This window comes from Dongia sp. (assembly GCF_041910485.1).
Taxonomy (GTDB): Bacteria; Pseudomonadota; Alphaproteobacteria; order Dongiales; family Dongiaceae; genus Dongia.
This window is the reverse complement of sequence record NZ_JAYRQR010000035.1, coordinates 76,719-103,334: the sequence shown is the minus strand read 5'-3', so window position 1 is coordinate 103,334 and position 26,616 is coordinate 76,719. Positions and strand designations below refer to the sequence as shown.

At 62.8% G+C, this 26,616-nt stretch carries 30 protein-coding genes and 1 tRNA gene; 25 read left to right on the top strand and 6 right to left on the bottom strand.

Annotated features, from left to right (window positions below; all coding sequences use genetic code 11):
• Positions 1–73 precede the first annotated feature (73 nt).
• The 7 genes from tatA to ACE3PP_RS11295 all read left to right on the top strand — a co-directional run bounded on the left by tatA (position 74) and on the right by ACE3PP_RS11295 (position 5,730).
• The gene (gene tatA, locus ACE3PP_RS11325) at positions 74–286 is read left to right on the top strand and encodes a twin-arginine translocase TatA/TatE family subunit (RefSeq protein WP_374382091.1); all 213 of its coding nucleotides are present in this window, start codon (positions 74–76) and stop codon (positions 284–286) included.
• 57 nt (positions 287–343) lie between these two features.
• On the top strand, positions 344–826 hold the full coding sequence (tatB, locus tag ACE3PP_RS11320; protein WP_374382088.1) for a Sec-independent protein translocase protein TatB: 483 nt from the start codon (positions 344–346) through the stop codon (positions 824–826).
• Positions 823–1,629, top strand: a complete 807-nt coding sequence (gene tatC / locus ACE3PP_RS11315; RefSeq protein ID WP_374382085.1) for a twin-arginine translocase subunit TatC — start codon at positions 823–825, stop codon at positions 1,627–1,629. Before tatB ends, tatC begins: the two co-directional genes overlap by 4 nt.
• Positions 1,630–1,700: 71 nt before the next feature.
• Positions 1,701–2,978 carry a serine--tRNA ligase gene (gene serS, locus ACE3PP_RS11310; RefSeq protein WP_374382082.1) on the top strand — a complete coding sequence of 426 codons (1,278 nt, stop codon included), beginning with the start codon at positions 1,701–1,703 and terminating at the stop codon, positions 2,976–2,978.
• Positions 2,971–3,804 (top strand): 5'/3'-nucleotidase SurE, encoded by an 834-nt coding sequence (gene surE / locus ACE3PP_RS11305; protein ID WP_374382080.1) that lies wholly within the window; start codon positions 2,971–2,973, stop codon positions 3,802–3,804. Before serS ends, surE begins: the two co-directional genes overlap by 8 nt.
• Before the next feature lie 10 nt (positions 3,805–3,814).
• A complete protein-coding gene (locus ACE3PP_RS11300) occupies positions 3,815–4,492 on the top strand; it encodes a protein-L-isoaspartate(D-aspartate) O-methyltransferase (protein WP_374382077.1) in 678 nt (225 codons plus the stop codon).
• A gap of 2 nt (positions 4,493–4,494) precedes the next feature.
• Entirely contained in the window at positions 4,495–5,730 is a 1,236-nt protein-coding gene (locus ACE3PP_RS11295) for a peptidoglycan DD-metalloendopeptidase family protein (protein ID WP_374382074.1), read from the top strand.
• Here ACE3PP_RS11295 and ACE3PP_RS11290 read toward each other — a convergent pair.
• From ACE3PP_RS11290 to choX, 3 genes are all read right to left on the bottom strand, one after another.
• Complete coding sequence (locus tag ACE3PP_RS11290; RefSeq protein ID WP_374382071.1) at positions 5,727–6,584, bottom strand: ATP-binding protein; 858 nt, start codon at positions 6,582–6,584, stop codon at positions 5,727–5,729. The genes ACE3PP_RS11295 and ACE3PP_RS11290 overlap by 4 nt on opposite strands.
• Before the next feature lie 81 nt (positions 6,585–6,665).
• Positions 6,666–7,556 carry an alpha/beta fold hydrolase gene (locus ACE3PP_RS11285; protein WP_374382068.1) on the bottom strand — a complete coding sequence of 297 codons (891 nt, stop codon included), beginning with the start codon at positions 7,554–7,556 and terminating at the stop codon, positions 6,666–6,668.
• Positions 7,557–7,575: 19 nt separating this feature from the next.
• Positions 7,576–8,514, bottom strand: coding sequence for a choline ABC transporter substrate-binding protein (gene choX / locus ACE3PP_RS11280; RefSeq protein WP_374382065.1), 939 nt, complete (start codon positions 8,512–8,514; stop codon positions 7,576–7,578).
• A 138-nt stretch (positions 8,515–8,652) separates the two neighbouring features.
• On the opposite strand from choX, the gene betI reads away from it, so the two are divergent.
• Positions 8,653–9,234 carry a transcriptional regulator BetI gene (betI, locus tag ACE3PP_RS11275; protein WP_374382062.1) on the top strand — a complete coding sequence of 194 codons (582 nt, stop codon included), beginning with the start codon at positions 8,653–8,655 and terminating at the stop codon, positions 9,232–9,234.
• On the opposite strand, the gene ACE3PP_RS11270 is transcribed toward betI, so the two are convergent.
• Positions 9,176–9,733 carry a 4'-phosphopantetheinyl transferase superfamily protein gene (locus tag ACE3PP_RS11270; RefSeq protein ID WP_374382059.1) on the bottom strand — a complete coding sequence of 186 codons (558 nt, stop codon included), beginning with the start codon at positions 9,731–9,733 and terminating at the stop codon, positions 9,176–9,178. The two genes, betI and ACE3PP_RS11270, sit on opposite strands and share 59 nt — an antisense overlap.
• Before the next feature lie 169 nt (positions 9,734–9,902).
• Here ACE3PP_RS11270 and ACE3PP_RS11265 point away from each other — a divergent pair, with 169 nt between their 5' ends.
• From ACE3PP_RS11265 to ACE3PP_RS11190, 16 genes are read left to right on the top strand one after another with little or no spacing between them, the layout of a single operon-like run.
• Complete coding sequence (locus ACE3PP_RS11265) at positions 9,903–10,670, top strand: beta-ketoacyl synthase chain length factor (protein WP_374382056.1); 768 nt, start codon at positions 9,903–9,905, stop codon at positions 10,668–10,670.
• A complete protein-coding gene (locus tag ACE3PP_RS11260; protein WP_374382053.1) occupies positions 10,663–11,436 on the top strand; it encodes a lysophospholipid acyltransferase family protein in 774 nt (257 codons plus the stop codon). Before ACE3PP_RS11265 ends, ACE3PP_RS11260 begins: the two co-directional genes overlap by 8 nt.
• Positions 11,437–11,442: 6 nt before the next feature.
• The gene (locus ACE3PP_RS11255) at positions 11,443–11,724 is read left to right on the top strand and encodes a phosphopantetheine-binding protein (RefSeq protein ID WP_374382050.1); all 282 of its coding nucleotides are present in this window, start codon (positions 11,443–11,445) and stop codon (positions 11,722–11,724) included.
• Positions 11,711–11,959 carry an acyl carrier protein gene (locus ACE3PP_RS11250; protein WP_374382047.1) on the top strand — a complete coding sequence of 83 codons (249 nt, stop codon included), beginning with the start codon at positions 11,711–11,713 and terminating at the stop codon, positions 11,957–11,959. Before ACE3PP_RS11255 ends, ACE3PP_RS11250 begins: the two co-directional genes overlap by 14 nt.
• Positions 11,940–12,533 (top strand): hypothetical protein, encoded by a 594-nt coding sequence (locus tag ACE3PP_RS11245; RefSeq protein ID WP_374382044.1) that lies wholly within the window; start codon positions 11,940–11,942, stop codon positions 12,531–12,533. Before ACE3PP_RS11250 ends, ACE3PP_RS11245 begins: the two co-directional genes overlap by 20 nt.
• 8 nt (positions 12,534–12,541) lie before the next feature.
• Positions 12,542–14,236 carry an AMP-binding protein gene (locus tag ACE3PP_RS11240; RefSeq protein ID WP_374382041.1) on the top strand — a complete coding sequence of 565 codons (1,695 nt, stop codon included), beginning with the start codon at positions 12,542–12,544 and terminating at the stop codon, positions 14,234–14,236.
• Positions 14,233–15,909 (top strand): glycosyltransferase, encoded by a 1,677-nt coding sequence (locus ACE3PP_RS11235; protein ID WP_374382039.1) that lies wholly within the window; start codon positions 14,233–14,235, stop codon positions 15,907–15,909. The genes ACE3PP_RS11240 and ACE3PP_RS11235 overlap by 4 nt, the downstream gene beginning before the upstream one ends.
• The gene (locus ACE3PP_RS11230; RefSeq protein ID WP_374382036.1) at positions 15,906–16,325 is read left to right on the top strand and encodes an acyl-CoA thioesterase; all 420 of its coding nucleotides are present in this window, start codon (positions 15,906–15,908) and stop codon (positions 16,323–16,325) included. The genes ACE3PP_RS11235 and ACE3PP_RS11230 overlap by 4 nt, the downstream gene beginning before the upstream one ends.
• The gene (locus tag ACE3PP_RS11225) at positions 16,310–16,930 is read left to right on the top strand and encodes an outer membrane lipoprotein carrier protein LolA (protein WP_374382034.1); all 621 of its coding nucleotides are present in this window, start codon (positions 16,310–16,312) and stop codon (positions 16,928–16,930) included. Before ACE3PP_RS11230 ends, ACE3PP_RS11225 begins: the two co-directional genes overlap by 16 nt.
• Positions 16,927–19,230: an MMPL family transporter gene (locus ACE3PP_RS11220; protein WP_374382031.1), complete on the top strand. Its 2,304-nt coding sequence runs from the start codon at positions 16,927–16,929 to the stop codon at positions 19,228–19,230. The genes ACE3PP_RS11225 and ACE3PP_RS11220 overlap by 4 nt, the downstream gene beginning before the upstream one ends.
• Positions 19,227–19,787, top strand: coding sequence for a DUF3261 domain-containing protein (locus ACE3PP_RS11215; RefSeq protein WP_374382028.1), 561 nt, complete (start codon positions 19,227–19,229; stop codon positions 19,785–19,787). Before ACE3PP_RS11220 ends, ACE3PP_RS11215 begins: the two co-directional genes overlap by 4 nt.
• Positions 19,784–20,962 carry a beta-ketoacyl-ACP synthase gene (locus ACE3PP_RS11210; protein WP_374382025.1) on the top strand — a complete coding sequence of 393 codons (1,179 nt, stop codon included), beginning with the start codon at positions 19,784–19,786 and terminating at the stop codon, positions 20,960–20,962. The genes ACE3PP_RS11215 and ACE3PP_RS11210 overlap by 4 nt, the downstream gene beginning before the upstream one ends.
• Positions 20,962–21,444: a hypothetical protein gene (locus ACE3PP_RS11205; protein ID WP_374382635.1), complete on the top strand. Its 483-nt coding sequence runs from the start codon at positions 20,962–20,964 to the stop codon at positions 21,442–21,444. The genes ACE3PP_RS11210 and ACE3PP_RS11205 overlap by 1 nt, the downstream gene beginning before the upstream one ends.
• On the top strand, positions 21,441–22,157 hold the full coding sequence (locus ACE3PP_RS11200) for a 3-ketoacyl-ACP reductase FabG2 (RefSeq protein WP_374382022.1): 717 nt from the start codon (positions 21,441–21,443) through the stop codon (positions 22,155–22,157). The genes ACE3PP_RS11205 and ACE3PP_RS11200 overlap by 4 nt, the downstream gene beginning before the upstream one ends.
• Positions 22,157–23,380, top strand: a complete 1,224-nt coding sequence (locus tag ACE3PP_RS11195; RefSeq protein WP_374382019.1) for a beta-ketoacyl-ACP synthase — start codon at positions 22,157–22,159, stop codon at positions 23,378–23,380. Before ACE3PP_RS11200 ends, ACE3PP_RS11195 begins: the two co-directional genes overlap by 1 nt.
• A gap of 6 nt (positions 23,381–23,386) precedes the next feature.
• Positions 23,387–24,058, top strand: a complete 672-nt coding sequence (locus tag ACE3PP_RS11190) for a hypothetical protein (protein ID WP_374382016.1) — start codon at positions 23,387–23,389, stop codon at positions 24,056–24,058.
• A gap of 6 nt (positions 24,059–24,064) precedes the next feature.
• Here ACE3PP_RS11190 and ACE3PP_RS11185 read toward each other — a convergent pair whose 3' ends face one another.
• Both ACE3PP_RS11185 and ACE3PP_RS11180 read right to left on the bottom strand, forming a co-directional pair.
• On the bottom strand, positions 24,065–25,117 hold the full coding sequence (locus ACE3PP_RS11185; RefSeq protein WP_374382014.1) for an extracellular solute-binding protein: 1,053 nt from the start codon (positions 25,115–25,117) through the stop codon (positions 24,065–24,067).
• Positions 25,118–25,432: 315 nt separating this feature from the next.
• A tRNA-Thr gene (locus ACE3PP_RS11180) sits at positions 25,433–25,507 on the bottom strand.
• Between the two features lie 554 nt (positions 25,508–26,061).
• Here ACE3PP_RS11180 and dcd point away from each other — a divergent pair.
• The gene (gene dcd, locus ACE3PP_RS11175) at positions 26,062–26,616 is read left to right on the top strand and encodes a dCTP deaminase (protein WP_374382012.1); all 555 of its coding nucleotides are present in this window, start codon (positions 26,062–26,064) and stop codon (positions 26,614–26,616) included.

Genomic DNA, 26,616 nt, shown 5'->3' with positions numbered 1-26,616 from the left:
GCGGCGGATTTGCCATAGTCCGCCCGGGTCCGGCGCCCACCGCCGGAGGGATTAGATTTGAGGAGAGGCCCAGATGGGTAGCTTCAGCATTTGGCATCTTCTGATCGTTTTGGTCGTTGTGCTGGTTCTTTTTGGCGGCGGCGGCAAACTGTCGAAGATCATGGGCGACCTTGGGTCCGGCATTAAGGACTTCAAGAAGAACATCAAGGACAACAAGGACGAAGCGAACGTCAACGTCGCCAAGTCCGAGGAAAAGTCGCGCGAGACCATCGTCGACCGCAGCTAAGCAGGTCCGCCCAAAGGGCGGCCGGGCAACGATCAGGGAATAAAAGGGTAAGGCTGGATGTTCGACATCGGCTGGAGCGAGATGTTGATCATCGGCGTTGTCACCTTGGTCGTTCTTGGGCCAAAGGAGCTGCCGCACGCGCTCAAGACCTTCTCGCACTGGATGCGGGCCGCCAGGAAACTTGGCGCCGAGTTCCAGAGTGGCGTCAACGAGATCGTGCGTGAGGCCGAGCTGGAAGACGCCAAGAAGGAACTGCAGAAGATCAGTTCGCACTCGATCAGCGACAAGATCGAGAAGGCGATTGATCCCTCAGGCGACCTGAAGAAAGCGATCAACGAGCCGGTGGCGGATGCCAAGGCGGCGTTGTCGGAACCCCAACCGGACGCGGAACCCGCTCAGCCCAGCATTTCGGAAATGACGGCGACCATGCCGTCACTGGCCGTGACGCCGGAAACGACGCCGGCGCAGGTTGCCGCTGATACCGCTGGCGGCGAGCCGATACCCGCCCAGAACACCACCGATAAGAGCCTGTCAGCATGAGTGGCGCCGAAGACGATAAGAAGATGCCCTTGCTGGAGCATCTCGTGGAGTTGCGGTCGCGCCTGCTCTATGCGGCGATCGGGTTCTTTCTGGCCTTTATCGTCTGCTTCTATTTCGCGCAGCATATTCTCGAATTCCTCCAGCGGCCGCTTGCCCAATTGCTGCCGGCCGGACGGCCGATGATCTTCACCGATCTGACGGAACCGTTCTTTACGCAGCTGAAAGTCTCGGCCTTCGGGGCACTTTGCGTATCCTTTCCCATTATCGCCGCGCAAATCTGGGCTTTCATCGCCCCTGGTCTCTACAAGCATGAAAAGAATGCCTTCCTGCCTTTCTTGATCGCGACGCCGATCATGTTCGCCGTGGGCATGGCATTCGTCTATTACGTCCTGATGCCGATGGCCTGGAAGTTCTTCCTCGGCTTCGAATCCGCTGGCGGCGACGGGAAGTTGGCAATCGAGCTGCTGCCGAAAATCGGCGAGTACATAAATCTGATCATGAAGCTGATCTTCGCGTTCGGTTTCTGCTTTGAGCTGCCGGTTCTGCTGACCCTTCTGGCCAAGGTGGGTATCGTCGGATCAAAGGGACTGCGCGAGAAACGGCGCTACGCAATCGTCGGAATCACGGTCGTCGCGGCGATCGTGACGCCACCGGATGCCATCAGCATGATGTCCTTGGCCGTGCCGATGTTGGCCCTCTATGAGATCTCGATCGTCATGGCCCGGTTGGTCGAAAAGAAGCGGGCTGAAGACGAGTCGAAGGCGGATACTGGCGAGCCGGGGACCGACGTCAAGCCGGCCTAAGCGGCTTTGACCGACCGCCTCTTCCGTCTTATAAGTTGAGCCGAATCGAGGATCTGGAGCTCGACGGCTAAATGTTTGACCCAAAATGGATTCGTGACAATCCGGCAGCGTTCGACGCGGGCCGGGCGCGGCGTGGCCTGCCAGCCTTGGCGGCGGCGGTGATCGATCTCGACACCAAGCGGCGTTCTTTGCAAACCGCCTGGCAGGAAATGCAGGCCAAGCGGAACGATCTCTCCAAGCAGGTCGGGCAGATCAAGTCGAAGGGCGGAGACGCCGACGCCCTCATGACCGAGGTAGCCGATCTCAAGGAACGGATGGCCGTTGCCGAGGCGGACGAGCAGAAGGTCGCGGCCGAGCTTGAGGCTTTGTTGGCCCAGCAGCCGAACCTGCCCGTGGCGGAGGTGCCAGACGGCGTCGACGAGACCGCTAACCGGATCGAGCGCGAAGTCGGGCAGCGCCGCAATTTCGCGTTCTCTCCGAAGCAGCATTTCGAACTCGGCGAAGCGCTGGGCCTGATGGACTTTGCCGCTGCGGCCAAGATCTCCGGCGCGCGCTTCGTCGTGCTGAAGGGGGCTCTCGCGCGCCTCGAGCGGGCGCTTGGCCAGTTCATGCTGGACCTGCATGCGACCGAGCACGGCTATACGGAAGTCAACCCACCGTTCCTGGTGAAGGACACCTCGCTCTATGGCACCGGCAATCTGCCGAAATTCGCCGAGGACCTGTTCAAGACGGAGCAGGGGCACTACCTCATTCCGACCTCGGAAGTGCCGCTCACCAATCTCGTGGCCGACGAGATCGTGGACGAGACCAAGCTGCCGTTCCGCTATACCGCGCTCACTGCGTGCTTCCGCTCGGAAGCGGGTGCGGCCGGGCGCGATACGCGCGGCATGATCCGCCAGCATCAATTCTGGAAGGTCGAGATGGTGTCGATCGCGCATCCGGATCAATCGGATGCCGAACATCAGCGCATGACGAAATGCGCCGAGAATGTGCTGTCGAAGCTGGGCCTCCCATACCGTGTGATGACGCTGTCGACCGGCGACATGGGCTTCTCGTCGCAGAAGACCTTCGATATCGAGGTCTGGCTGCCGGGCCAGGGCATGTACCGCGAAATCTCCAGCTGCTCGAATTGCGGCGAGTTCCAGGCGCGTCGCATGAAGGCGCGCTGCCGCAAGCCTGGCGAGAAGGGGACGCGCTTCGTGCACACGCTCAACGGTTCGGGTGTTGCAGTCGGCCGCGCGCTCATCGCCGTGCTGGAGAACTACCAGCAGGAAGACGGATCGATCGTGGTGCCAGAGGTACTGCGTCCTTACATGAACGGTCTCGAGGTCATTCGCGCCCATGCTTAAGCCGCCATTCGACTTGAAGAAAGCCCGCATCCTCGTCACCAACGATGATGGTATCCACGCGCCGGGCCTAAAGATCCTCGAGAAGATCGCCAAGAGCCTATCGGCTGATGTTTGGGTCGTGGCGCCGGAAAGCGAGCACAGCGGCGCATCGCATTCGCTGACGCTGCGCCGGCCGCTGCAGGTGAACAGGATCGGCCCACGCAAGTTTGCGGTTTCCGGTACGCCCAGCGACTGTACGCTGATCGCCGTCAATCACATCATCAACGGCCGCCGTCCCGACCTCATTCTGTCGGGCGTCAATCGCGGAGCCAATCTCGGCGAGGATGTGCTTTATTCGGGGACGGTCGCGGCGGCGATGGAAGGGGCGATGTTGGGCATTCCGGCGATTGCCTTCAGCCAGGTTCGCGTCAAGGACAAGCTGCATTGGGAAACCGCTGCCGAATTTGCGCCGCAAGTCATCAAGAAGCTCGTCTCGCTGCCCTGGCCCAAAGACATGCTGATGAGCGTCAATTTCCCGCCTGTCCCGCCGAAGGATGTGATGGGGATCGAAGTCGGCAGGCAGGGGCGTCGTGTCAATCATGTCGAAGTCGTGCATGCGCGCGATCCGTTTGAGCGCGAGGTCATCTGGATCGGCGACTTCCCGACCGACGAACCGGAACATCCGGAGACCGATCTTGGCATCGTTCTGTCGCGTGCCGTGTCGGTGACGCCGCTCCATTTCGACCTGACGCACAATGCGATGCTGAAGCGCATGGAAGGTCTGTTCCCGGCACCCAAGGCGCCGCGCGTTGCTAAGCCGCGGAAGACGGCCGGCCTGCCGCGATGAGCCTTCGCAAATGAGCCTGCACGCACGCAAGATCCGCATGATCATGAATCTGCGGCGTGCGGGCTTGACCGACACGAACGTCCTGAACGCGATCGAGCGGATCCCGCGTGAACTGTTCGTTCTCGACAGTTTTCATGATCAGGCCTACGAGGATCAGGCGCTCCCCATCAGCCACGGCCAGACGATCAGTCAGCCACAGATCGTCGCCATGATGACCGAGGCGCTCGACGTCAAGAAATCGCACAAGGTGCTGGAGATCGGCACCGGCTCCGGCTATCAGGCCGCCGTGCTGTCGCGCCTGTGTCGGCGCCTCTACACGATCGAGCGGTACAAATCCCTGCTTGCCGAGGCCGAGCAGCGTTTTCATCATTTGCGCCTGCACAACATCACCAGTCGTTGCAGCGATGGTTCGCGCGGGTGGAAAGAGCAGGCGCCGTTTGACCGGATCATCGTCACGGCCGCTGCCGCCGAGGTGCCCGAGGCACTGGTAGACCAATTGGCCGTGGGCGGTATCCTCGTCATTCCGGTGGGGCCGGAACGCGGTGATCAGGTGTTGGTCAAGCTCACCAAGGCTGAGGATGGCAGCCTGACGTCGAAGATCATCACTGAAGTGCGCTTCGTACCGCTGGTGGGCGGTGCCTTGCCTGAGGGCGAGGGGCGGCCGGTGCCGCGGCGAATGGAGAATTGACGATGCGGTATTCAACCATCCTGCTGGTTGCCGCCCTGTTGCTGTCCGCTTGCGGCAACATGGTCGCCCCCAGCCTCAACTCCACCTATAGTTCGGCGCCGAACAATCCCAATATGGGGCAGGTGGTAAACGGCGCCTATATCGTGGCGCCGGGCGATACGCTCGCCATCATTTCCAATCGGACCAATACGCCGATCCGCGCGCTTATCGACAACAATGCTCTGCAGCCACCCTACAATATCCGGCCGGGTCAACAACTGCGCATCGCGGAACGACAAACCTATGTCGTCAAGGGTGGCGACACGCTGAGCGGCCTTGCCAAGCGCTTCCGTGTGCAACAAAGCGCGTTGGTGGAACTCAACAATCTGAAGGCCCCCTATACCTTGCGTCCTGGCCAGTCTTTGGTTCTGCCGAGCGCAGTTGAAGCGACGCAGGCTGCAGCGGTTCCGCTGCCAAGTTCGACGCCGACCACACCACCGGCACCGAAAGTCGATGTGGTGCCATCCAAGGCGACGGCCGGGGCCGTTTCGTCGACCGCCTTGCCGCCGCCCAGCGGAACCAAATCGACAGCGACGGGCTCGGTGCCGCCGGCACCAGCCACGCCGACGACCGCCAAGGTGCAGCCGCTACCTCCCCCGGTAACGGTGCCGTCGGCATCTGTGCCGAAGGCCGTTCCAGCGAGCCCGAGCAAGGCAGGTTCGGCTGAGCCGGATTTGACGGCGGCAGAAGAGGCCGTCGAGGGCGCTTACGAGCAACAGAATTCAGCAAAACCGGTGCCGGCTCCAGCACCTGCCCCGGCTACGGCCAAGCCGGTTGAACCTGTGCAACAAGCTGCCATTGCTTCGGCGCCGAGCGCGTCGGGTTTCGTCTGGCCGGTACAGGGTAAGATCATCTCGAAGTTCGGCACGACATCGGACGGATTGCGCAATGACGGGATCAACATCGCCGCACCGGCGGGGGCGCCGGTCATTGCCGCGGCCGACGGCACCGTGGCCTATGCCGGCAACCAGTTGCGCGGTTTCGGCAATCTCGTGCTGATCCGCCATGCCAACGGCTTGATCACCGCTTATGCGCACAACCAGTCGCTGCTGGTGCAGAAGGGCGACAAGGTGAAGCGCGGTGCGACCATCGCCCGAGTGGGTGCCACCGGCAACGTCTCGAAGCCCCAGCTCCATTTCGAGATTCGCAAGGGCGAGGAACCTGTCGACCCGATGAAGTACCTCGACGGCGGCGCCTAGAGCACGATCTTCTTGCCGAGGCGGCCGGCCAGGTCCTGGATGAACTGCCAAGCGACGCGGCCCGAACGAGCGCCGCGCGTCATCGACCATTCTACCGCCTGGGCATGGACTTCCTCGCGCGGCAGATCCAGGCCGAAGCTGGCGCAATAGCCGTCGATGATGGCGAAGAACGTATCCTGGTCGCAATTGTGGAAGCCGAGCCACAGGCCGAAACGGTCCGACAGCGAGACCTTTTCCTCGACCGCTTCCGACGGATTGATGGCGGTCGAGCGTTCATTGTCGATCATGTCGCGCGGCATCAGGTGACGCCGGTTCGACGTTGCATAGAACAGCACATTGGCCGGCCGTCCTTCGAGACCGCCTTCGAGCACGGCTTTCAGCGATTTGTAGCTGGCATCGTCATTGTCAAAGGACAAATCGTCACAGAAAATGATGCTGCGTTCCGGCCGGTCGCGCAGCAGCGAGAGAAGGCGCGGCAACGTGACGAGATCCTCGCGATGGATTTCGATCAGCTTCAGCTTGGTAATGCTGTCGAGATTGATGGCGGCCTGAACGGCCTTCACCAGTGAGCTCTTCCCCGTACCGCGCGCGCCCCAGAGAAGGGCATTGTTGGCCGGCAGGCCGTTGGCAAAGCGGCGGGTATTGTCGAGGAGAATATCCTTGTTGCGGTCGATCCCCTGCAGCAGGTTGATATGGACGCGCGAGACGCTCGGTACCGGCTCCAGCCAACTGGTTTCGGATTGCCAGACAAAGGCATCCGCGGCGGCGAGATCGATCGGCTTGGCTGCAGTCGGCGCCAGTCGCTCAAGGCTGGCGGCAATACGTTCGAGTAGGGGGAGGATATCGTTGCTCATCTCTTGCGAACCTTGTCGGACCCGCTGATGTCATAGCGGCTTTGCTGCTCGGGAGCTAGGCCGAAGGCGGGATCGCCCGGGTCAGGAGAGACTGTCCCAGAAGGCGGCGATCCGGGCGGCGATCCCGCTGCCATTCGCCTCGGTCAGAACGTGGCCGGTTCCGGGCAGGATTTCAAACCAGGCTTGTGGCAGCAGATTCCGGATCTCGGCGGCCTGGCTGACATTGATCACAGGATCCGCTGAGCCGTGCAGCATCAGGATCGGAACCGACAGGCCAGCCAGCAGTTCCTGCCGTGCGCCACCGGCGCGCATGGCACGGGCCTGTCGCCAGATGCCCGCCGGATGATACCCCCGAGCCAACGCTTGGCCGATGCTCTCTCGGCGTTCCGTCAGAGAAGGGAGGGTGCTCGGTCCGGCATAGATTTCTTCCGCCACGAGATACTGTTCCACCAACTGCGTGCGGTCTGTTTCGGCGACGATCGAGCGCCGCATCATTTGGTCGGCGTCGGGGCTGCTGCGGATCCAGGCTTGGCCGGCACTCGTCATCAGGCCGGTGACGCTGCAGGCGTGGGCAGGATGTATCGCCGCCATTAGCTGCGCGATCATTCCGCCCATCGAGAAGCCGATCAAGTGCGCGCGACCGACACCAAGATGATCGAGCAGGCGGCGGGCATCTTCGGCCATGTCACCGAGCGTATAGGCTACATGGCCCGGCAGGGGGCGCTCGTCCGGAAAATCCGCTTCAGCGAGCGTGGCGATGCTTGAGGCGCCCATGCATTGCGACAATCCGGCGTCGCGATTGTCGAAGACAATGACCGGCCGCTTGGCGAGCAGCCTGTCGATCAGCGTTTGCGGCCAGTCCGTGGCCTGCATGCCCAGCCCTTGGATGAGAAGGGCCGGGACTGCATCGCTCGCATCGCTTTCGTAACGCTGGTACCAGAGCGACAGGTCGCCCAGATCGGCAATCGGCATGGCCTGTCGCAGCTTGCGGTCAGAGACCGAGCGCCTTTTTGACAGCCGGGAGGCCCTCGGCCCCGTCAACAGTCGTCACGCCGGCGAGCCATTTGTCGAGATAATCGGGATGTGCCTTGAGGGCTTTCGTGGCGGCTTCCGTGGCGCTCATGCCGTCATGGATGAGATAGCCCATGCCCTCATTTTCCAGCGGCACGTCGAAGGTGATGTTGCCAAGAAGCTTGGCGACGTTGGGGCATTCCTGCAGATAGCCCTTGCGCACCTGCGTATGTACGGTCGCGGCACCCAGGTCAGGGCCATAATAGGCATCGCCGCCGGTGAGGTAGGCGATGGGGAAGTCGTTGTTCATCGGATGCGGTGCCCACCCCTGGAACACGATCCATTCCTTGCGGCGCACAGCCTTGTCGACCTGCGAGAGCATGCCCTGTTCGCTCGATTCCACGACTTCCCAGCCGTCGAGCTTGAATTTCGGATCCTTGGCGATATCGAACATCAGCTGATTGGAGCCGGGCTCGATGCCGTACATCTTCTCGCCGAACTTGTCGGCATGCTGGGCGAGGTCGGCAATGTCATGGACGCCCGCGTCATAAACATATTGGGGCACGGCGAAGGTGTATTTGGCGCCCTCAAGATTCTGGTGCACGGTCTCGACCGACCCGTCGTCCTTGTAGGTCTGGTAGTAGCTCACCATCGCGGGGTCCCAATAGCCCATGAAGACGTCGAGATCCTTGTTCTTGAGGCTCTGATAGATGATGTCGAGGCCCAGCAGATTGCTCTCCGCCTTGTAGCCGAGGCCAGTGAGGATGACGGTAGAAACCCCGGTGGTGAAGGTGAGGTCGTTCCAGCCCGGTTCGGCGAGGCGGACATTGGCGCAGGCCGCTGGCTCCGCCGCATGGGCGGGAGCGAGGCCGGACATCAGCAGGACACAGGCGGTACTCAGCAACATCGACGCGCGCATGAAAGCCTCCCCGAATGGCATGTCACAGAACATTTGACCAATAGGTCTATAAATTGACCCATGGGTCAATTTATAGACCAGATGGACAGCCCACGCAAGCAGGGCGAAAATGCCCGTCTGATTGTTGGAGATTCGCTTGTGGCACGATTGAGCATCGAACAGCTGCGCCGACAGGAACTGGCGGCAGCTGCTTATGAGATTTTGCAGGAGGAGGGCATTGCCGGTACCACCTTGGCCAAGGTGGCCGAGCGGGCCGGCATGTCGAAGGGCATCGTGCTGCATTACTTCAAGGGCAAGGATGCGCTCCTCGAAACCGTCATGCGCCATGCCAACTCGCTGTTGCGCGATGAAGTGGTGCGCCTGATGGCAGAGGCAAAGTCCCCGCGTGAGCGGGTCGAGGCCATCGTTGCAGGCAATTTCTCGCCGAAATTCTTCAAGCCGGAAATCTGCAACGCCTGGCTGTCGCTCTGTGCCGAGGTGCCGCGAAATGCGAATTTCGCCCGGATTCAACGGGCCATTCACGCCCGCATGCGCAGCAACCTCATGTCGGCCTTGAGGCAATTGCTGCCGCCCGAGCGGCGCGAGGCGGCCGTCATCGGCATTACGGCGATGATCGACGGCCTGTGGCTGCGCTTCGGCCTTAATCAGGATGGGCTGACCCTTACCGCGGCAATGGCGCAGATGAACTCCATACTGGATCTCCATCTGGGCCGGCCGTGAACCGGGTCCAGACGGCGCCCGTGGCAAGAGGGGCCCGGACGGCCAGCGCTAGGTGCTGGTTCGGCGCCATCGCCTGGTGGAGGAGATGCCAGCCATCGGCGCACCAGAAACCATCGGTCGGCCCCTCGGCGACGCGGTCGTGGCGGTCGGCAACCTCGATCAAACCCGTGCCGTTGGCCTTGGCCATCGCCTCGCGCAGGGTCCAGATGCGATAGAAGCCCGCGGGGCCTTCCTGCCGGACCCGGTGCACTTCCCTGGGGCCAAAGGCCCATTCCGCGATGCCTTCGATATCCCGATCGGGACGACCGATTTCGATGTCGATGCCGATCGGGCCTGCCGTCGTGGCGGCAACGGCGAGGTATGCTCCGCTGTGCGACCAGGAGACGTAATAGGGGGCCGGCGCACCACCCTGGAGAACGATGGGTTTGCCGGACGCTGCCTTGGCAAGGCTGAAGGCTCCCGCATCGCCGGTCAGCCGCGCCAAAGCGGCCAGTGCCATCCGCTGCGCCACCTCATCCCGCGACGGTCGATTCACGCCGCAACTAGTGCCAAAATAAACGTCGAAGGCCACTTTAACGCTCTTGTCTGGTACCGGGCGGCACTATAACAACCAAAGGTGAGACTGGGTGCAATTGAGTAAAGGCCGTCGTCACGGCTGTCGAGATGCCATGATCGATCGCGATTCCTCATTTCTACCGCCTGGACCGGCTTTGCGCTTCTCCGTTCGAGATTGGCATGCCTGGGCGCCGGATCGTGAGACGAAGCGCGCCTGGCTCTCCTGGGCGAGGCCTGATGCCGCGCATGATGCCTCGGACGCGCCGCTCCCCAGCCTGCCCATGATGCTGCGGCGCCGTGTGACCGGCATCGGCCAGAAAGCGCTGGGTGCAGCACTCGCATGCCAATCTGTCGCTGATGCCCGCTACGTGCTCGCGTCGCGACATGGCGAGTTTGACCGCACAATTCTCATTCTCTCTTCGCTCGCGGCTGGTGAAGTGCCGTCGCCGGCCGAGTTCAGCATGTCGGTGCATCATGGGCTGGCGGGGCTCCTTTCCATCCACACCGGCAATCGCCAAGGCCATACCGCCGTGGCGGGGGCCCTCGACAGTTTCGGCTATGGCTTGATCGAGGCGGCCTCGTGTCTTGCCGAGCAGCCCGACCGGCCGGTTCTCCTCATCTATTTCGATGCCCCGCTGCCCGATGCCTACGCGCCGTTTCGGATCGAGGCGGAGCGCGACTTGCCGATCGCATTGGCCCTGACTTTGGCTGCGGCGGACGAAGCCAGCCCTGACGGTGCACTCACCGTCTCCTGCGACGCACCGACCGGGGACGTGTCGCCCGAATGCCTGGCGCTGAGCTTTCTCCGCTTTTTGCTCGATGGGACGAAAACGCAATCCGCGGCTGGCGGCATGAAGATGTGGCGGTGGCACCGTGCTTAAGCTGGTCAATTATGCGTGGCGGCTGGTGGGGACGGGGCTTTCCTTTGCCTTCTTCTTCGGTGGCGGCCTGTTTCTTGCGGTAACGGTTTTTCCGCTCATCGCCCTTATCGTGCGTCCGTCCCGGCGCCGCGTCAGGGCGACCCAGGCGGTCATCCATCACACCTTCCGTTTTTATGTCGGCATGCTCCAGCTTCTCGGGATCATCAAGCTCGACGTCCTGGGGGCCGAGGCGCTGCGCAATGGCGGCGGGCGTCTCGTCATTGCCAATCATCCCACACTTCTCGACGTCGTCATCCTGATGTCGCTCATTCCGCACGCGCAATGCATCGTCAAGGCTGAGTTGTGGCGCAACCGCTATCTCGGTGGTGTCGTGCGCTGGGCCGGTTACATCCGCAACGATTTGGCGCCGGAAGCCCTGCTGGAAGCCTGCAAGGTGGCGATGGCGGAGGGCAAGGATCTCATCATATTCCCCGAAGGCACGCGCTCGCGCCCGGGTGAGGCGCTGCAGTTTCGGCGGGGATTCGCCAACATCGCCCTGCTGTCCGAGGCTCAAATCCAGCTGGTGACAATCGATTGCCGCCCGATCATGCTCAGCAAGGGGGACCCCTGGTGGAAGATCCCACCGCGCCGCTCCCATTTCAGGATCATTGTCGGCGAACGTCTGGACGCCGCGGAATCCCTTGGCTATCAATACCGGTCGCTGGCGGCGCGCCAACTCGTTCGCCGGCTGCAGCTCTATTTCACGGAACAGTTGGAACTTGGATAAGTGGGTATGGACGACCTCGAAGGCGAAATTAAGGCTCTGATCATCGACGCTTTGAAGCTCGAGGACGTACAGCCATCCGACATCGACAGCGAAGAGGCTCTGTTCGGAACCGGCCTCGGCCTGGATTCGATCGACGCCCTGGAACTCGGCGTGGCTTTGCGCCGTCGCTATGGGCTTAAGATCGAAACCATCACCGACGAGATCAAGGCGCATTTTGCCAATGTCCGCAGTCTTGCTGCCTTCGTCCATGCGCAAGGGCAGGGGAATGGGTCCAATGCTGTCGCGTGACGAAGTCGAAGGCAAACTGCGCGGCTATCTCGAAGACATGTTCGAGATACCGGCGGAGAAGATCAACCATGCGGCGCGCCTATACGAGGATCTCGATCTGGATTCGATTGACGCCGTCGACCTTGTCGTCAAGCTGCAGGAATTGACCGGTCGCAAGCTGAAGGTCGAAGAGTTCAAGTCTGTGCGAACGGTCGGCGACGTGATTGAACGCGTGCATGCCGTCCTTGCGGAATAGCGCGGTTTCGGTCTTTTCCGGCAAAGTAACGACGCTGGTCTTTGCGCTGGCGGCAATCGTTTATCCGCTGGCGGTCTACTGGATGCACGAACGTGTCTCCTTTACCGTGTTTGCGCTTGTCGCCATCTTCCTACTTCTGGCACGCTCTTTCTTTGTCCGGGAGGGTGTGATGCGGCTGCTGAGGTTGCCGCTCCTGGTCGCGGCATTCTTGCTCGCGGCCCTGGCGCTTTTCGACGCCGCCGCTGCCGCCAAAGCCTATCCCGCTATGGTGAGCCTTCTTGTCGCCATCCTCTTCGGAAATTCCCTGCGCCATCCGCCAAGCTTGGTCGAGCGATTTGCCCGTCTGCGCGATGCGCATCTGGGTGACGCGGCAACGCTCTATTGCCGGCGCGTCACGCTCGTATGGACGGTATGGTTGGCAATGAACGCTGGCGTCGCCGCGATCCTTGCTTGGGATGGTGACGTGGCGCTTTGGGCTCTCTGGACCAGCCTCATCTCCTACGCTGTCAGCGGTGCGTTGTTCTTCGGCGAGATGCTGCTGCGCCGCTGGTTGATTGCGCGCGCCGAGGCTTGATCGTGTCGATGACTCTCGCTTCTCTTTTTGATGGATCGCGCGCCGCCGATGTCGTGATCGCCCGCCGTGCCGATGGCTCGGTTTCCCTGGCCCAGTTTCGCGCCGATGTGACCGGTGTTGCCGCTCTCCTTGCGGCGCGGAAATGTCGCCGTGGTCTGCTGGTCACCGACGAGACCTATTGGTGCGCGGTGGGATTGCTCGCCCTCGCCGCTGTCGGTGCGGACGCAATCTTGCCGCAGAACACGACCCCCGGTGTCATTGCTGCCTTGCGGGGCGAATGGGATCTGGCGCTGTGCGATCGGGACGATATCGCCTTCCCCGAAGTGATCCCCCTTCGGCAACATTACGCGGTGGGCGCAACGCTTCCGCAATTCGATCCGGCGAACGGCCGCTTGGTCCTTTTTACGTCCGGTTCGACGGGCGAGCCGAAGCGGGTCGAAAAGCGCTTTGCGGCGATGGAACGCGAAGCGGCCGCCTTGGACGAAGTGCTCTCCCCCACAATTCCCCGCGATGCGGTCGTTCAGGGCACCGTAACCCATCAGCATCTCTTCGGCTTGACTGCCAAGCTCTTTTGGCCGCTTCTCAGCCATCGCACCTTTGACAGCCGCGTCCACGTGCATTGGGAGAGCCTGCTCGCGGATTTGACGCCAGGTGCCGTCATCGTCAGCAGTCCGGCACATCTGACACGCCTTGGCGGATTGCACGTGCCGGCATCGGGAAAAGAGCCGATCTGTCTCATGTCGGCTGGCGCCCCTTTGTCGGACGCAGCAGCGCGTGCGGCACAAGACAGCCTGCGGGCGCCCTTATGCGAAATCTATGGCAGCACGGAAACCGGAATCATTGCCACGCGACGACGTCAGGAGGCGGGCCCGCTTTGGCACGCCGTACCGGATGTCGCACTCGATCTTTCGCCGACGGGCACCTTGGTCGTCCGTTCACCGTTCCTGCCGAGCGCGCAAAGTCATGACACGTCCGACTTTGCCGCCTTTGAACCCGACGGTGGTTTCCGGTTGCTGGGACGGGCCGACCGCATCGCGAAGATCGAAGGCAAGCGCGTCAGCCTCGCCGAAGTAGAAAGCGGATTGCAGTCACTGCCGCAGATCGCCGCCGCTGCCCTGGTAGCTTTGCCCGACGATCCCATCGTGCTTGGAGCCGTCATCGTGCCGTCCGAACTGGGCCGTGCCGAGCTGGTGCGGCTCGGTGCCTTCCGCTTTGGGCGCTTGTTGCGTCAGGCTCTCGCGCAATCGCAGGAACCGGCTGCCATGCCGCGGCGCTGGCGCTTCGTCGACACCCTGCCCGTGGGGGCAATGGGCAAGGTCAGCGATGCCGATCTGCGCGCCTTGTTTGCACCGGCATCGGTGCGGGAACCCGAGACAAGAGCTGTCCGCCGTCTGGATGACGCGGTCGAAATCGACCTCTTCAACAGGCCGGACATGATCCAGCTGGGTGGACATTTCCCCGGCATGCCGGTCGTGCCGGGCGTTGCCCAGATCGACTGGGCGGTAAAACTGGCCGCGCGGCATCTGGGGCTTCCCATCGCGGCGGCGTCGAACTATCAGGTCAAGTTCCAGCGCCTCACCTTGCCGGGAACTTTGGTAACGCTGCAGCTGGCACACGATGCCGCGCGGAGGCGACTTTCTTTCACCTACCGTTTCGGTGATGAGACCCTGACGTCGGGCATCATTCGGCTGGGTGACACATGAACAACGCGCCTCGTATCTGCGCCATCATCCCCAGCCACAATCATAGCCGCGCGATGCCGGGTATCGTCGCTGCACTGACATCGCTGGGTCTGCCCGTCTTCATCATCGATGACGGCAGCAATGACGCGACTGCTGCTGCCCTGGCCGGTCTGGCGGACCCGTCGCGCGGCATTGCAGTTGCCCGCCTCGATCCCAATCAGGGGAAGGGCGGGGCTGTTCTTCATGGCTTTCAACTGGCGATGGCGGCCGGCTACACGCACGCGCTGCAGGTTGATGCGGACGGCCAGCACGATCTTGGCGCTGTCCCGCGGCTTCTCGCCCGCATTCAGGGCGACCCTCGCGCCCTCATTGCCGGTGTTCCTGTCTATGACCGATCGGTGCCGATGGGGCGAGCGATCGGCCGCTATGTCACGCATGTCTGGGTTTGGATCGAGACGCTTTCATTCGACATCAGCGACAGTATGTGCGGCCTTCGCATCTATCCACTGGCGGCCGTTGCGGCTTTGTTGGCAGGTGGCGCCAATATCGGCCGCCGCATGGATTTCGATACCGAGATCATGGTGCGGCTGTTCTGGGATGGCATCCAGGTGGTCGAAGAGCCGGTGGCTGTCGTCTATCCGCAAGGCAATACCTCGAACTTCGATCTCTGGCGCGACAATCTGCGCATTTCGGCCATGCATACGCGCCTGTTCTTCGGGATGCTGCGACGGTTGCCGCAATTGTTGCGCCGTCGGCACGGGTCTCGTCACTGGGCTTGGCTTGCCGAACGTGGCGCGTCCTGGGGGCTCGAGGTCTGGGCCTTCGCGGCTGGTCTGCTGGGGCGCTCAGCCTGCCTCGCTCTGATGTCGCCGGTCGTTTTCTATTTCTATCTGACTGGACGCGAGCAGCGTTTGGCATCCTGGGCATTCCTGCAGCAGGCGGCCGCAAACGGTGCCGTAATCGACGCAACCCGCTTGTGGCCATTGGGCTTTCGTCATTTCATGAGCTTCGCTGGGCGCGCGCTGGATACGTTTCTGGGTTGGACGGGTGCCGTTTCACCGGATGCGGTGCGGCCTGGGCGGGTGGCTGACCTTGCTGAAGCCGAGCGCGCTTCGTCCGGAGCTTTGTTCATCATCGGTCATATCGGCAATGTCGACCTTGCCCGAGCACTTCTTGATGATGCGACGCGGCGCCGCCTCCTGGTCCTGGTGCATACGCGCCATGCCGAGCGCTACAATCACCTCCTGCGCAAGTACCGACCCGTTGCAGCCGTCAACACGCGCCAAGTGACCGATCTGGGGCCGGCGCTTGCGATGGAGCTGAAGGAGCGGGTTGAGCGGGGCGACTGGGTGGTTATTGCCGGCGACCGGGTGCCGATCAACAGCGAGCGTACCAGTCTGGTGCCGTTCCTCGGCCGGCCAGCTCCCTTCTCGCAAGGTCCTTATATTCTCGCCGCCCTCCTCGAATGCCCGGTCTATACCTTGTTCTGCCTGCGCCAGGATGGGCATCACATCCTCGATGTCGAGAAGTTCGCCGACCGCATCGATCTGCCGCGCCAGGACCGGCAACAGGCCCTGGACCGATATGCCGCTTTGTTTGCGTCACGCCTTGAAGCCTATGCGCGCGATTTTCCGCTGCAATGGTATAACTTCTTCGATTTCTGGAATCCGGGGCGCAAGGAAGGCCGCTCATGATCAGTGCCGAATGCGAAATCATCGCCCAGTTCTATGACCTCGACCCCATGCAGGTGGTCTGGCACGGCAATTACATCCGCTATTTCGAGCAAGTGCGCGGGCTGCTGCTCGACAAGATCGACTACAATTATCCGCAGATGGAACGGTCCGGCTATCTGTGGCCGATCGTCGACATGCGGGTGAAGTATGTGCGGCCGGTTCGCTACCAGCAACGCATCCTCGTGCGGGCCACACTAACTGAATACGAGAACCGATTGCGCATCGACTATCGTTGCCTCGACGCCGCCAGCAACGAGGTGTTGACCAAGGCACACACCATTCAGGTCGCCGTCACTGCGGCAACTGGGGAATTGAATCTCGAATCCCCGCCCGCTCTGTTGGAAAGGGTGAAGAAGGCATTATGCGCTGGAACCTGACCCATATCCGGCTGATCCTCTGCTGCATGGGGTTGATCCTCTCCCGGACGGCCCTCGCCGACGAAATGGTGGCGCTGAAGCCTGGCGACATTCTGCGCGGGCAGTTCCAGCAGGAACGGCTGCTGCAGGGGTTCGACGCACCGTTGCGCAGTTCGGGAAGCTTTGTCCTGGCGCCGGGCGAGGGGCTCATCTGGCGGGTCGAACAGCCTTTCGCCGTGACGACGTTGATGAGCGAAAAAGGATTGGCGCAGCAATCGGACGGGGCGACGACGCTCAACCTGCCGGCAAGCAAGGCGCCGTTCATGGCTGGTCTCTACGATATGCTGACCGGTGCGCTGGCCGGCGATCTCGGCAGTCTGGAGCAGAAGTTTGCGGTTTCGCGGTCGGAAGAAGGAGGCAAATGGCATCTGACTCTCAAGCCGCAGCCAGGCGGGGAGATGCCGATTGCCGAAATTGACCTAATCGGTGCCACCGCCGTCGAACGGGTTGAGATTGCCAAGGCCAGCGGCGACAGGGACATCCTGACCTTCTCCGATCAGAAGCGATCGAACGAGCCCCTCTCCGCTGACGAGCGCACTTTGCTCGGGACGATTGGCGGGCCATGATTTCGCCGCGCGCTGCAAAGCCGCTCGCCTGGGTCTGGCTGCTGTTGGTCCTGCTGGGGGCGCTGTATCTCGGTGTCTCATGGCAGCGCGGCATATTGTTTCGTACCGATTTTCTCTCTCTCCTGCCGGCCGAAGCGCGCGGCGGTGAGAGTGTTGACCTCGAACAGCGCCTCCTCGACAAGGCCGCGCGGCGCTTCGTGCTCCTGGTCGGCCATCCGGATCGCAAGCTTGCCCGACAGGCCGCAGACAATATCGAGGCTGGACTCATGGGCAGCGGCCTGGCTGCGATTGAGCCCTTGGGGGCGGACCGGATCAAGGGGTTGGGCGCATTCTATTTGCCGCGCACGGGTTTGCTGCTCTCGGCCGGCGACCGGGCGGCCCTGACGGAGGGCGAGGGCGCTGCTCTTGCCCGGCGCGCACTGGCGCAGGTCTTCGGCGTGGGTGGGATCGCGGATGCGCGGTTGCTGGCGCGGGACCCCTTTCTTCTGATGCCGCAGTTCCTCGCCGCTTTGCCGGCGCCGCTCTCGCGGCTTGCCCCGGACGAGGGTCGCCTTTCGGTACGCGAAGGCGGCGTCACCTGGGTACTGGTCAGCGGCGAGGTGACGGGAGATCCCTATGCGCTGGATGTTCAGAAGCGCTTCGTCGGTGCCCTCGACGGCCACTTTGATGCACTGGTTCAAGAACTGCCGGATCTCAAACTATATCGGACCGGCGCCATCTTCTTCGCGGCGGAAGGCTCGGCATCTGGCCTCCGCGAGACGTCGACACTGGGAACGATGGCGACCGTGGGGACGATATTGCTGCTGGTGGGGGCGTTCCGGCGCGCCGGTCCCTTGCTGATCAATCTGCTCGCCGTCGCGGTCGGCATTGGCGCGGGGCTCGCCGCCAATCTGCTGATGTTCGGTGACATCCATATCGCGACCTTGCTGTTCGGTGTCGGCCTCACGGGCGTTGCGGTCGATTACGGCATTCACTATTGCGCGACCGTGTTCGACCCGGCGCGTCCGGATCCCTGGACACGCCTCCGTAAAGTGTTGCCGGGGATCAGCATCGGTTTGCTCACAACGCTCATCGGTTATGCGATCATGTTGCTGGCGCCATTTCCGGCGCTGCGCCAAGTGGCGATCTTCTCCATCGTCGGCTTGACGGCGTCCTTCTTCACGGTGGTTTTCTGGTTTCCTTATCTCGACCGAGGTGTTGCGCCGCGCTATGCCGCGCGTATGCTGCAGGTTGCCGATCTCTTCTCGCATGTGTGGGAGGATGGGCGGCTGCGACGCCTGTGTTGGGTAAGCCTCGCTCTTCTGCTCATCCTGGGTGCCGTCGGCTTCTCCCGTGCCGTGGTCGATGACGATGTGCGGCGGATGCAATCCCTGTCTCCCACATTGCTAGCCGACCAGGCAGCGATCGCGCAACTGGCCGGCAGCAGCGCCGCGCCGCAATTCGTCGCCATCGAGGCTGCCGACGATGAAGCAGCGCTTAGGCAAGGGGAGAGGGTTGGCGCCATTCTGGATAGGCTGGTGGGAGAGGGCGCGCTAGCGGCCCATCGCGGCCCCGCCGATTTCGTCCCCTCGCTGGCGCGCCAAAGGGAAAACGCCGAACTCACTTCGAAGCTCGACGTTACCGCGCAGGCGGTGGCCTTGGGACTCAAACTGCCGCCGGCTGCTAGTCCGCAGCCCTTTACCCTGGCCGAGGCGCGGGCGAGTGGTGCCTTTCCGTTTCTGGACGAATGGCTGCTGGGGCCTGGGTCACAGGTGATCGCGCTTGATGGCCTCAAGGATCCAGCGGCCCTGCGGGCGGCCCTTTCCGGCATGGAAGGCGTCCGCTTTCTCGATCCGGCCGGCGACTTCTCCGCTCGGCTTGGCGCCTACCGGCACAAGGCGCTCTGGCTTATCGGCATGTCGGCCTTGCTGATGATCCTGCCGCTCGGCTGGCGCTATGGCCTGAAGGGCGGGATTGTCGTGCTGCTGCCGCCTTTGGCAGCTCTCCTGCTGGCGCCGGCCCTCATCGCGCTCACCGGCGAGGGACTGAGCTTCTTCCATGTGATGGGGTTGATCCTTGTCCTTGCCATTGGGGTCGACTATGCCACCTTTTGCGCCGAGGCCGACCGGGCGCACCGGCCGGTCACCATGTTGGCGGTGCTTCTGGATATGGTGACGACCTTGCTGTCCTTCGGTCTCCTTGCCTTCAGCAGTGTTTTTGCCGTGCATGCGTTCGGTCTCACCATGCTGATCGGCATTTTGGTGGCATTCCTGCTGGCCCCGCTCGCCGGCAACGTCAATCCGCGCGGGGCCAAATCTTGAAGCGCATTGGCCTCATCCTGTCGCTGATGCTCGCGGCCTGTGCGGCACCGCCGGCGCCCATCGGCGAGCAGCCCTTCTTTGCCCCCGGCCGCGCCTTGTCCTTGCCGGCGCCGGGCGATCTGGGGCGCGATGTCGATTGGCTCCAGCACCTCGTCATTCGCCGGGGGGCGGAGACGTTCGCCTTCGACGTGCGCCTCAGCGTGACGGCCGAGAAGCTGCACCTTCTGGGCCTTGACGGGCTCGGCCGCCGCGGTATCGAGCTCACTTGGGAGAGAGACGGAAGCATCACGGCGACCCGCGCCGATTGGCTGCCGCCTGAAATCCAGCCCGGGCCGATGCTGGCCGACATCATCCTTCTCTATTGGCCGCGCGATGTGCTGCGCCGGTCATTGCAGGCGGCGGGCGCCAGCTTGCGCGATGCCGGCCGCTCGCGCGAGGTGGTAGCCGATGGGCGCATCCTGCTCGACATCTCTTACGGTGCCGATGGGCGCGTCCACTACCGCAACAGTGCCTGGGGCTATACGATCGACCTCCGTTCAGCCGAGGTGGCGCCATGAGGCTCGGACTGGCCGCGATGGGTCTCGCGACACCGATCGGCATCGGCAAGGAGGCGGTGGCGCGCCAGCTCTTCGCCGGCACGCGGTCGGGTCTCGCCCATGAGGCGCGCATTTTCCCAGACCGGATGGCGCAGGTCGGCCTGGTCGACGGCCCGCTGCCGGCACCCGCACTGCACCCGGCCCGCAACAATGCGCTGATGCTGTTGGCGCTGAATGAGATCCGCGCGGAGATCGACGCCGCGCGCGACCGGTTCGGGCCGTCGCGCGTCGCGCTCATCCTCGGCACCAGCACGTCGGGCATTGCCGAGGGCGAAGTGGCCTTCGCGGCACGCCAGCGAGATGGCGCTTGGCCGGCTGGCTTCGACTACCGCCAGCAGGAACTGGGCAGCATCGCCGAGGCGGCGGCCGCTGCCTGCGGGGTTGCCGGGCCAGCCTACACCATCGCCACCGCCTGCTCGTCGAGCGCCAAGGTCTTTGCCTCGGCAAGGCGCCTGATCGACGCCGGCATGTGCGATGCGGCGATCGTCGGCGGCGCCGACACGCTCTGCGGCACGACGGTCAATGGCTTTGCCTCCCTCGACGCCATGTCGCGCGGCCTCTGCCAGCCCTTCAGCCGCAACCGCGACGGTATCAATATCGGCGAAGGGGCGGCAGCCTTCCTGCTGACACGCGCCCCCGCCACCGTCTCGCTGTTGGGTTATGGCGAGAGCTCCGACGCCCATCATCTGAGCGCGCCGGATCCGAGCGGTGCCGGTGCCGAGGCGGCGATGCGGGCGGCTCTCAGCGATGCCGGCCTCTCCCCCGCCGACATCGCCTATGTCAATCTCCACGGCACCGCGACGCCCCTCAACGATGCGATGGAAGGGCGCGCGGTGCACAATATCTTCGGTGCAGCGACCCCCTGCAGTTCGACCAAGGCGATGACCGGCCACATGCTGGGCGCAGCCGGCGCCTGCGAGGCTGCTTTCCTCTACTTGGCTCTGCATCCAGACTATGGCCAGGACCGGCTGCCGCCGCATCTCTGGGATGGCGCCGTCGATCCCGACATCCCGCCGCTCAATCTCGTTGCGAGTGAGACCAGGCTCGCACCGGCGCCGCGCCGCGCCATGCTCAGCAATTCCTTCGCCTTCGGCGGCAGCAACATGGCGCTCATCCTGGGGCGGGGGGATTGGTGATGGTTGCCTGCCCCTATCCGGTCGCCGACCTTCTGCCCCATGCCGGCCGCATGGTGCTGCTCGACCGTGTCCTCGACGCCACGGAAACGGTGATCGAGGTGGAACTCTCGGTTCGGCCCGACAATCCGTTCTTCGAACCCGGGCGCGGTGTCGCCGCCCATATCGCCATTGAGTGGATGGCGCAGGCCTGCGGCGCGTTCGTCGGGCTCGAAGCGAAACGGGCGGGGGGGCCGGTCCGCATCGGCTTCCTGCTGGGCACGCGCAACTTCAAGGCCGAGCGGCCCTGGTTCGCCCCCGGCGAGCGCCTCTCGGTCCGCGCCGAGCTGGTATTCCGGGATGGCGAAACGGGTGTGTTCGATTGTAGTTTGGCGAACCCTGAAGGTCTGGTGGCGCGGGCGCAATTGACGCTCCACCAGCCGGCGGACCTTGCCGGTACGCTGGCAAGACAGGGGATCGATGTGACGAAACTGGGGCTGAAATGAGCAGGACCATTTTGGTGACGGGTGCCAGCAAGGGCATCGGCCGCGCCATCGCCGAGCAGCTGGCGGCCGACGGATTCACCTTGGCCCTCCATTACGGCCGCGACCTGGCCGGCGCTGAGGCGACCCTGGCGGCGATCGGCGGCAAAGGCCGGCTCCTCACCTTCGACGTCAAGGACCGCGATGCCGCGCGCGCCGTACTCGAGGCCGACATCGAAGCGAATGGCCCCTATTGGGGCATCGTGCTCAATGCCGGCATCGCCCGCGATGCCGCATTCCCCGCCATGACCGATGCCGAGTGGGATGAGGTGATCGATACCGATCTTGGTGGCTTCTACAATGTCGTGCGACCGGCGGTGATGCCGATGGTGAGCGCGCGGCAGGGCGGCCGCATCGTCACCATCGCCTCCGTTTCAGGGATCGCCGGCAACAGGGGCCAGGTCAATTACAGCGCCGCCAAGGCCGGCATCATCGGCGCCACCAAGGCGCTGGCGATCGAGCTGGCCAAGCGCAACATCACGGTCAATTGTGTGGCGCCCGGCATCATCGAGACGCAGATGGTGGCCGATTTGCCGATGGAGGAGGCGCTGAAGATGGTGCCCATGCGCCGCGCCGGCAAGCCGGCCGAGGTCGCGGCCGCCGTCTCCTATCTCTGCTCCGACGGTGCCGCCTACGTCACGCGTCAGGTGCTCTCGGTCAATGGGGGCATGATCTGATGCGGCGCGTCGTCGTCACCGGCATGGGCGGCATCACCGCTCTCGGCAACAATTGGCCGGAAATCCAGGGTCACATGATGCGCGGCGAAACCGCGATCCGGCGCCTGCCCGAATGGGAACGCTTCATCGGCCTCAACACGCGCCTCGCCGCACCGGTCGTCGGCTTCTCCGTCGACGAGCTCTATCCGCGCAAGAAGATTCGCACGATGGGTGCCGTCGCCCGCATGGCGGTGCGTGCCACCGAAATGTCGCTCGCCGATGCCGGCCTCCTCGGCGATCCCATCGTCACCGGCGGGCGCACCGGTATCGCCTATGGTTCCTCCTTCGGCAGTCCGGCACCTGTGATGGCATTCGCCGAACTGATGAAGGATGGCCAGTCGAAGACGCTCAACGCCACCAGCTACATCCAGATGATGAGCCACACGGCGGCGGTCAATATCGGGCTCTTCTTCGGCATCACGGGCCGTGTCATTCCCACGTCCAGCGCCTGCACCTCTGGCAGCCAGGGTATCGGCTATGCCTATGAGGCGATCAAATGGGGCAAGGCCGATGTCATGGTGGCGGGTGGTGCCGATGAACTCGACGTGACCGAATCCGCCGTCTTCGACACGCTCTATGCCACCAGCACCCGCAACGACCGGCCCGAGACGACGCCGCGCCCCTATGACCGCGACCGCGACGGCCTCGTCATCGGCGAAGGTGCCGTAACGCTGATCCTGGAGGAACGCGAGCGCGCTTTGGCGCGCGGTGCCACCATCCATGCCGAGATCGTCGGCTTCGCCTGCAATGCCGATGGCAATCACGTGACACAGCCTCAGGCCTCGACGATGCAGGTGGCGCTCCGCGAAGCGCTGGCCGATGCCGAATTGCCGGCTACCGAGATCGGCTTCGTCAGCGGCCACGGCACGGCCACCGAGTGGGGCGATATCGCCGAGACGGAAGCAACCCGCGCCGCGCTTGGCTTTGCGGCGCCGATCCATTCGCTGAAATCCTATTTCGGCCATTCGCTTGGTGCCTGCGGTGCCCTCGAAGCCTGGCTGGGGATCGAAATGATGCGGGCGCAATGGTTCCCGCCCACCATCAATCTCGACAATATCGACCCGCGCTGCGCCGAACTCGACTATATCCAGGGGGCTCCACGTCCGCTCGATATCGCTTATCTGATGTCGAACAATTTCGCCTTCGGCGGCATCAACACCTCGCTCATCTTCAAGCGGGTCTAGGGAATCATGGCCTGGGACTGGATCGAAAGCGCCTCGGTTCCCGACGGCGAGCTGGCGCTCTACCGACAGGGCGACATGTTCATGATCCGCGCCAACGGGCTCGAATTGATGAACGGTTTCGGCCATCAATCCGAAACCGCCCTCGGTCAGATGGCGGTCAAGATTGCCCAGGACAGGGAGCCCCACATTCTCATCGGCGGCCTCGGTCTCGGCTACACGCTGGCGGCAGCGGCAGATGCGCTGCAGGGACGCGGCCGCATCACGGTCGCAGAACTCAGCCCCCAAGTGATCGACTGGTTCGACCGCTTCGTGGGGCCGACCGTTCTGCCCCAACGGCCGGCGGGTCTTGTCCTCGTTCCCGGCGATATCGGCGCTTTCATTCGCCGTGCCGATGTCGGTCCCTTCGATGCCATCGTGCTCGATGTCGACAACGGGCCAGAGGCTTTGGTGGCACCGGACAATGCGCGCCTCTATTCAGCGGATGGCCTCCACGCCTTCGCCGCCAAATTGGCACCGGGTGGCGTGATCCTGCTCTGGTCCGCTTTCGAGGCGCCGGATTTCGTTGCCCTGGCGGAGCAGGCCGGGTTCATCGTCACCCGCGCAACCCTGGCCGCCGTCCGGCGCGCGGACCTGTTGCACTATGCCTATGTGCTGAAGCTGGCCGCTCGACGCAGCTAACCGGCCTTATTGGGCCAGCCACGCATCGAAGCGACGATTCAAAGCGTCGCTGTTCCTGGCCCAAAACTGAGGGTCTATTGGAAATGCCGTGGCCATATTGTCCGGGTGCGTGGGAATAGTCCCGGCGATGTCCGGATCCACGAGCGCCGCCGCATCCATTCGTGTAGGTCCATAGTCAATGTACTTTGAGTGTTGCGACATGACCTTTGGATCGCTGGCGAACTTTACGAAATCGTAAGCGCGGCCGAGATTGGGCGCGCCTTTGACGATGGCCCAGAAGTCCCAATCGAGTTCCTGAAAGTCCCAGACGATCTTGAAGTTCTTTCCATTCTTGATGGCGTTGTTGATACGGGCGTGCCAAGCGCTGGTCATGACAACCCTGCCGCTGCCAAGAAGGTCGATCGGCTGCGCACCAGATTCCCACCAAACGATTTCCGGCTTGATTGTGTCCAGTTTCTTGAAGGCCCTATCGACACCTTCAGGTGTCGCCAGTGTCTTGTAGATATCGGACGGTTGCATTCCATCTGCCAGCAAGGCCCATTCCAGATTGCCGGCTGCATTCTTGAGCAGGCCGCGTTTGCCGGGGTACTTTTGAACGTCGAAGAAGTCAGCAAGGGTGGTCGGATGGTTGCCAGTGAACTTGCCGTCATCGAATGCGAAGATGGTTGAATAGGCGACGGTGCCGACTGCGCAATCCATGACGCTTCCCGGCAGGAATTTGGCCGGATCACCAATCCTGATCATATCGAGCCTTTCGAAAAGCCCGTCATCACAACCTTGAATGGCGGTAGCGGCATCAACGTCGATGACGTCCCAGGTCACCTTCTTCGCTTGCGCCATCGCGGCCAGCTGGTCGAGGCTGCCGTCATACTCTTTCTCGACAACATCGTTGCCGGTCGCCGCCATGTAGGGCTTGAAGAAGGCCTTGCGCTGGGTATCGGCATAGGCACCTCCCCAAGAGACGACCGTCACCGATCCGCCATCTGCCGGACGCTTTGCTGCGCACGCTGCGAGTGTCATCGTCCCCAAAAGTACCGCGACAATGATGATTTTCTTCACGCCAACCTCTCGTTCAATGCCTGTACCGATTCACCGAATCGCATAATGGTAGAAGTTTATCAGACACAATGTCTCTCTGGATGCATCTCAAAGCACGATGCCTTTGATGGAATGATGACACTGAGAGAGCAGGCGGCTTGCGATCTGGGCCAAGACGCCGCTGGGCGCCCCGTGCTCGTGCCTTTGGCTTATTCAAGGATCGGGCTGATCTTGAATTCGACGGAGGAGTAGAACAGTTGCGGAACAAGAGTCCGTCAGCGCGAGAAACGCGTTCGCTTGGACCCAGCTAGTGACTTGATCGCGATGGGGGGGAACTGGTGCCGTCGAGAGGAATCGAACCTCCGACCCCGTCCTTACCAAGGACGTGCTCTACCCCTGAGCTACGACGGCGCCATTTAAAGCTTCGATTGAAGGGGCTTGGGTGAGGCCCGGTGAAGCGGCGCGGAACATGCCAGAAGGAGTTTCCGATAGCAAGCGCTACGACACCCGCTGGGGAAAGAGGGATGAAAACCCGCAAACGGCCTTGGCGACACCCCAATTTGGCCCTAATTAAATGTCATGAATTCAGTAACTTGATTGCGGACAGAGGGCAATGGGGATGAGTGGGGACGACAAGCCGGGAAAGGGTGCCGGGGCAAAGACGGCGGATGCGAAGGCCGAGCGTCTGGCGGCGGCGCTCCGGGCGAATCTCAAGCGCCGCAAGGCCCAATCCCGCGACCGGGCCCAGGGGGACGCCGGGCCGACTGCCGGTGAGGCGGGGGCAACCCCAGCCGGCCAGCCGGAAGCGTCCCCTCAAAGGCCTGGGCGGCACGCTAAAACTTGAGGGTTTCCAGCCCTTCCGATACAAACGGCGCGATTGGGGGCGTTCGGTGGAAAGGCCGAATCCGCTCCTGGCGCCAATCCACAAAACCTATCCTCGACGCCTGAAAGGGACCCCACCGCCAATGTCGATCATGCCCGATACCTGGATCCGCGAGATGTCGCAAAAGCACGGCATGATCGAGCCCTTCGTGGAGAGCCAGAAGCGCGACGGCGTCATCTCCTACGGTGTCTCGTCCTACGGCTATGACGCGCGCGTCTCGCGCGAGTTCAAGATCTTCACCAATGTCGATTCAGCCGTCGTCGACCCGAAGGAGTTCAACCCGAAGAGCTTCGTCGATCGCGACACCGATGTCTGCATCATCCCGCCCAATTCCTTCGCGTTGGCGCGCACGGTCGAATATTTCCGGGTGCCGCGCGACGTGCTGGTCATCTGCCTTGGCAAGTCGACCTATGCGCGCTGCGGCATCATCGTCAACGTGACGCCGCTCGAGCCGGAATGGGAAGGCCATGTGACGCTGGAATTCTCCAACACCACGCCGCTGCCGGCCAAGATTTATGCCAACGAAGGCGCCTGCCAGTTCCTGTTCCTCAAAGGCGCCAGTGCCTGCGAGACTTCGTACAAGGACCGTGCCGGCAAATATATGGGTCAGCGCGGCGTCACCCTGCCGCGCCTTTAA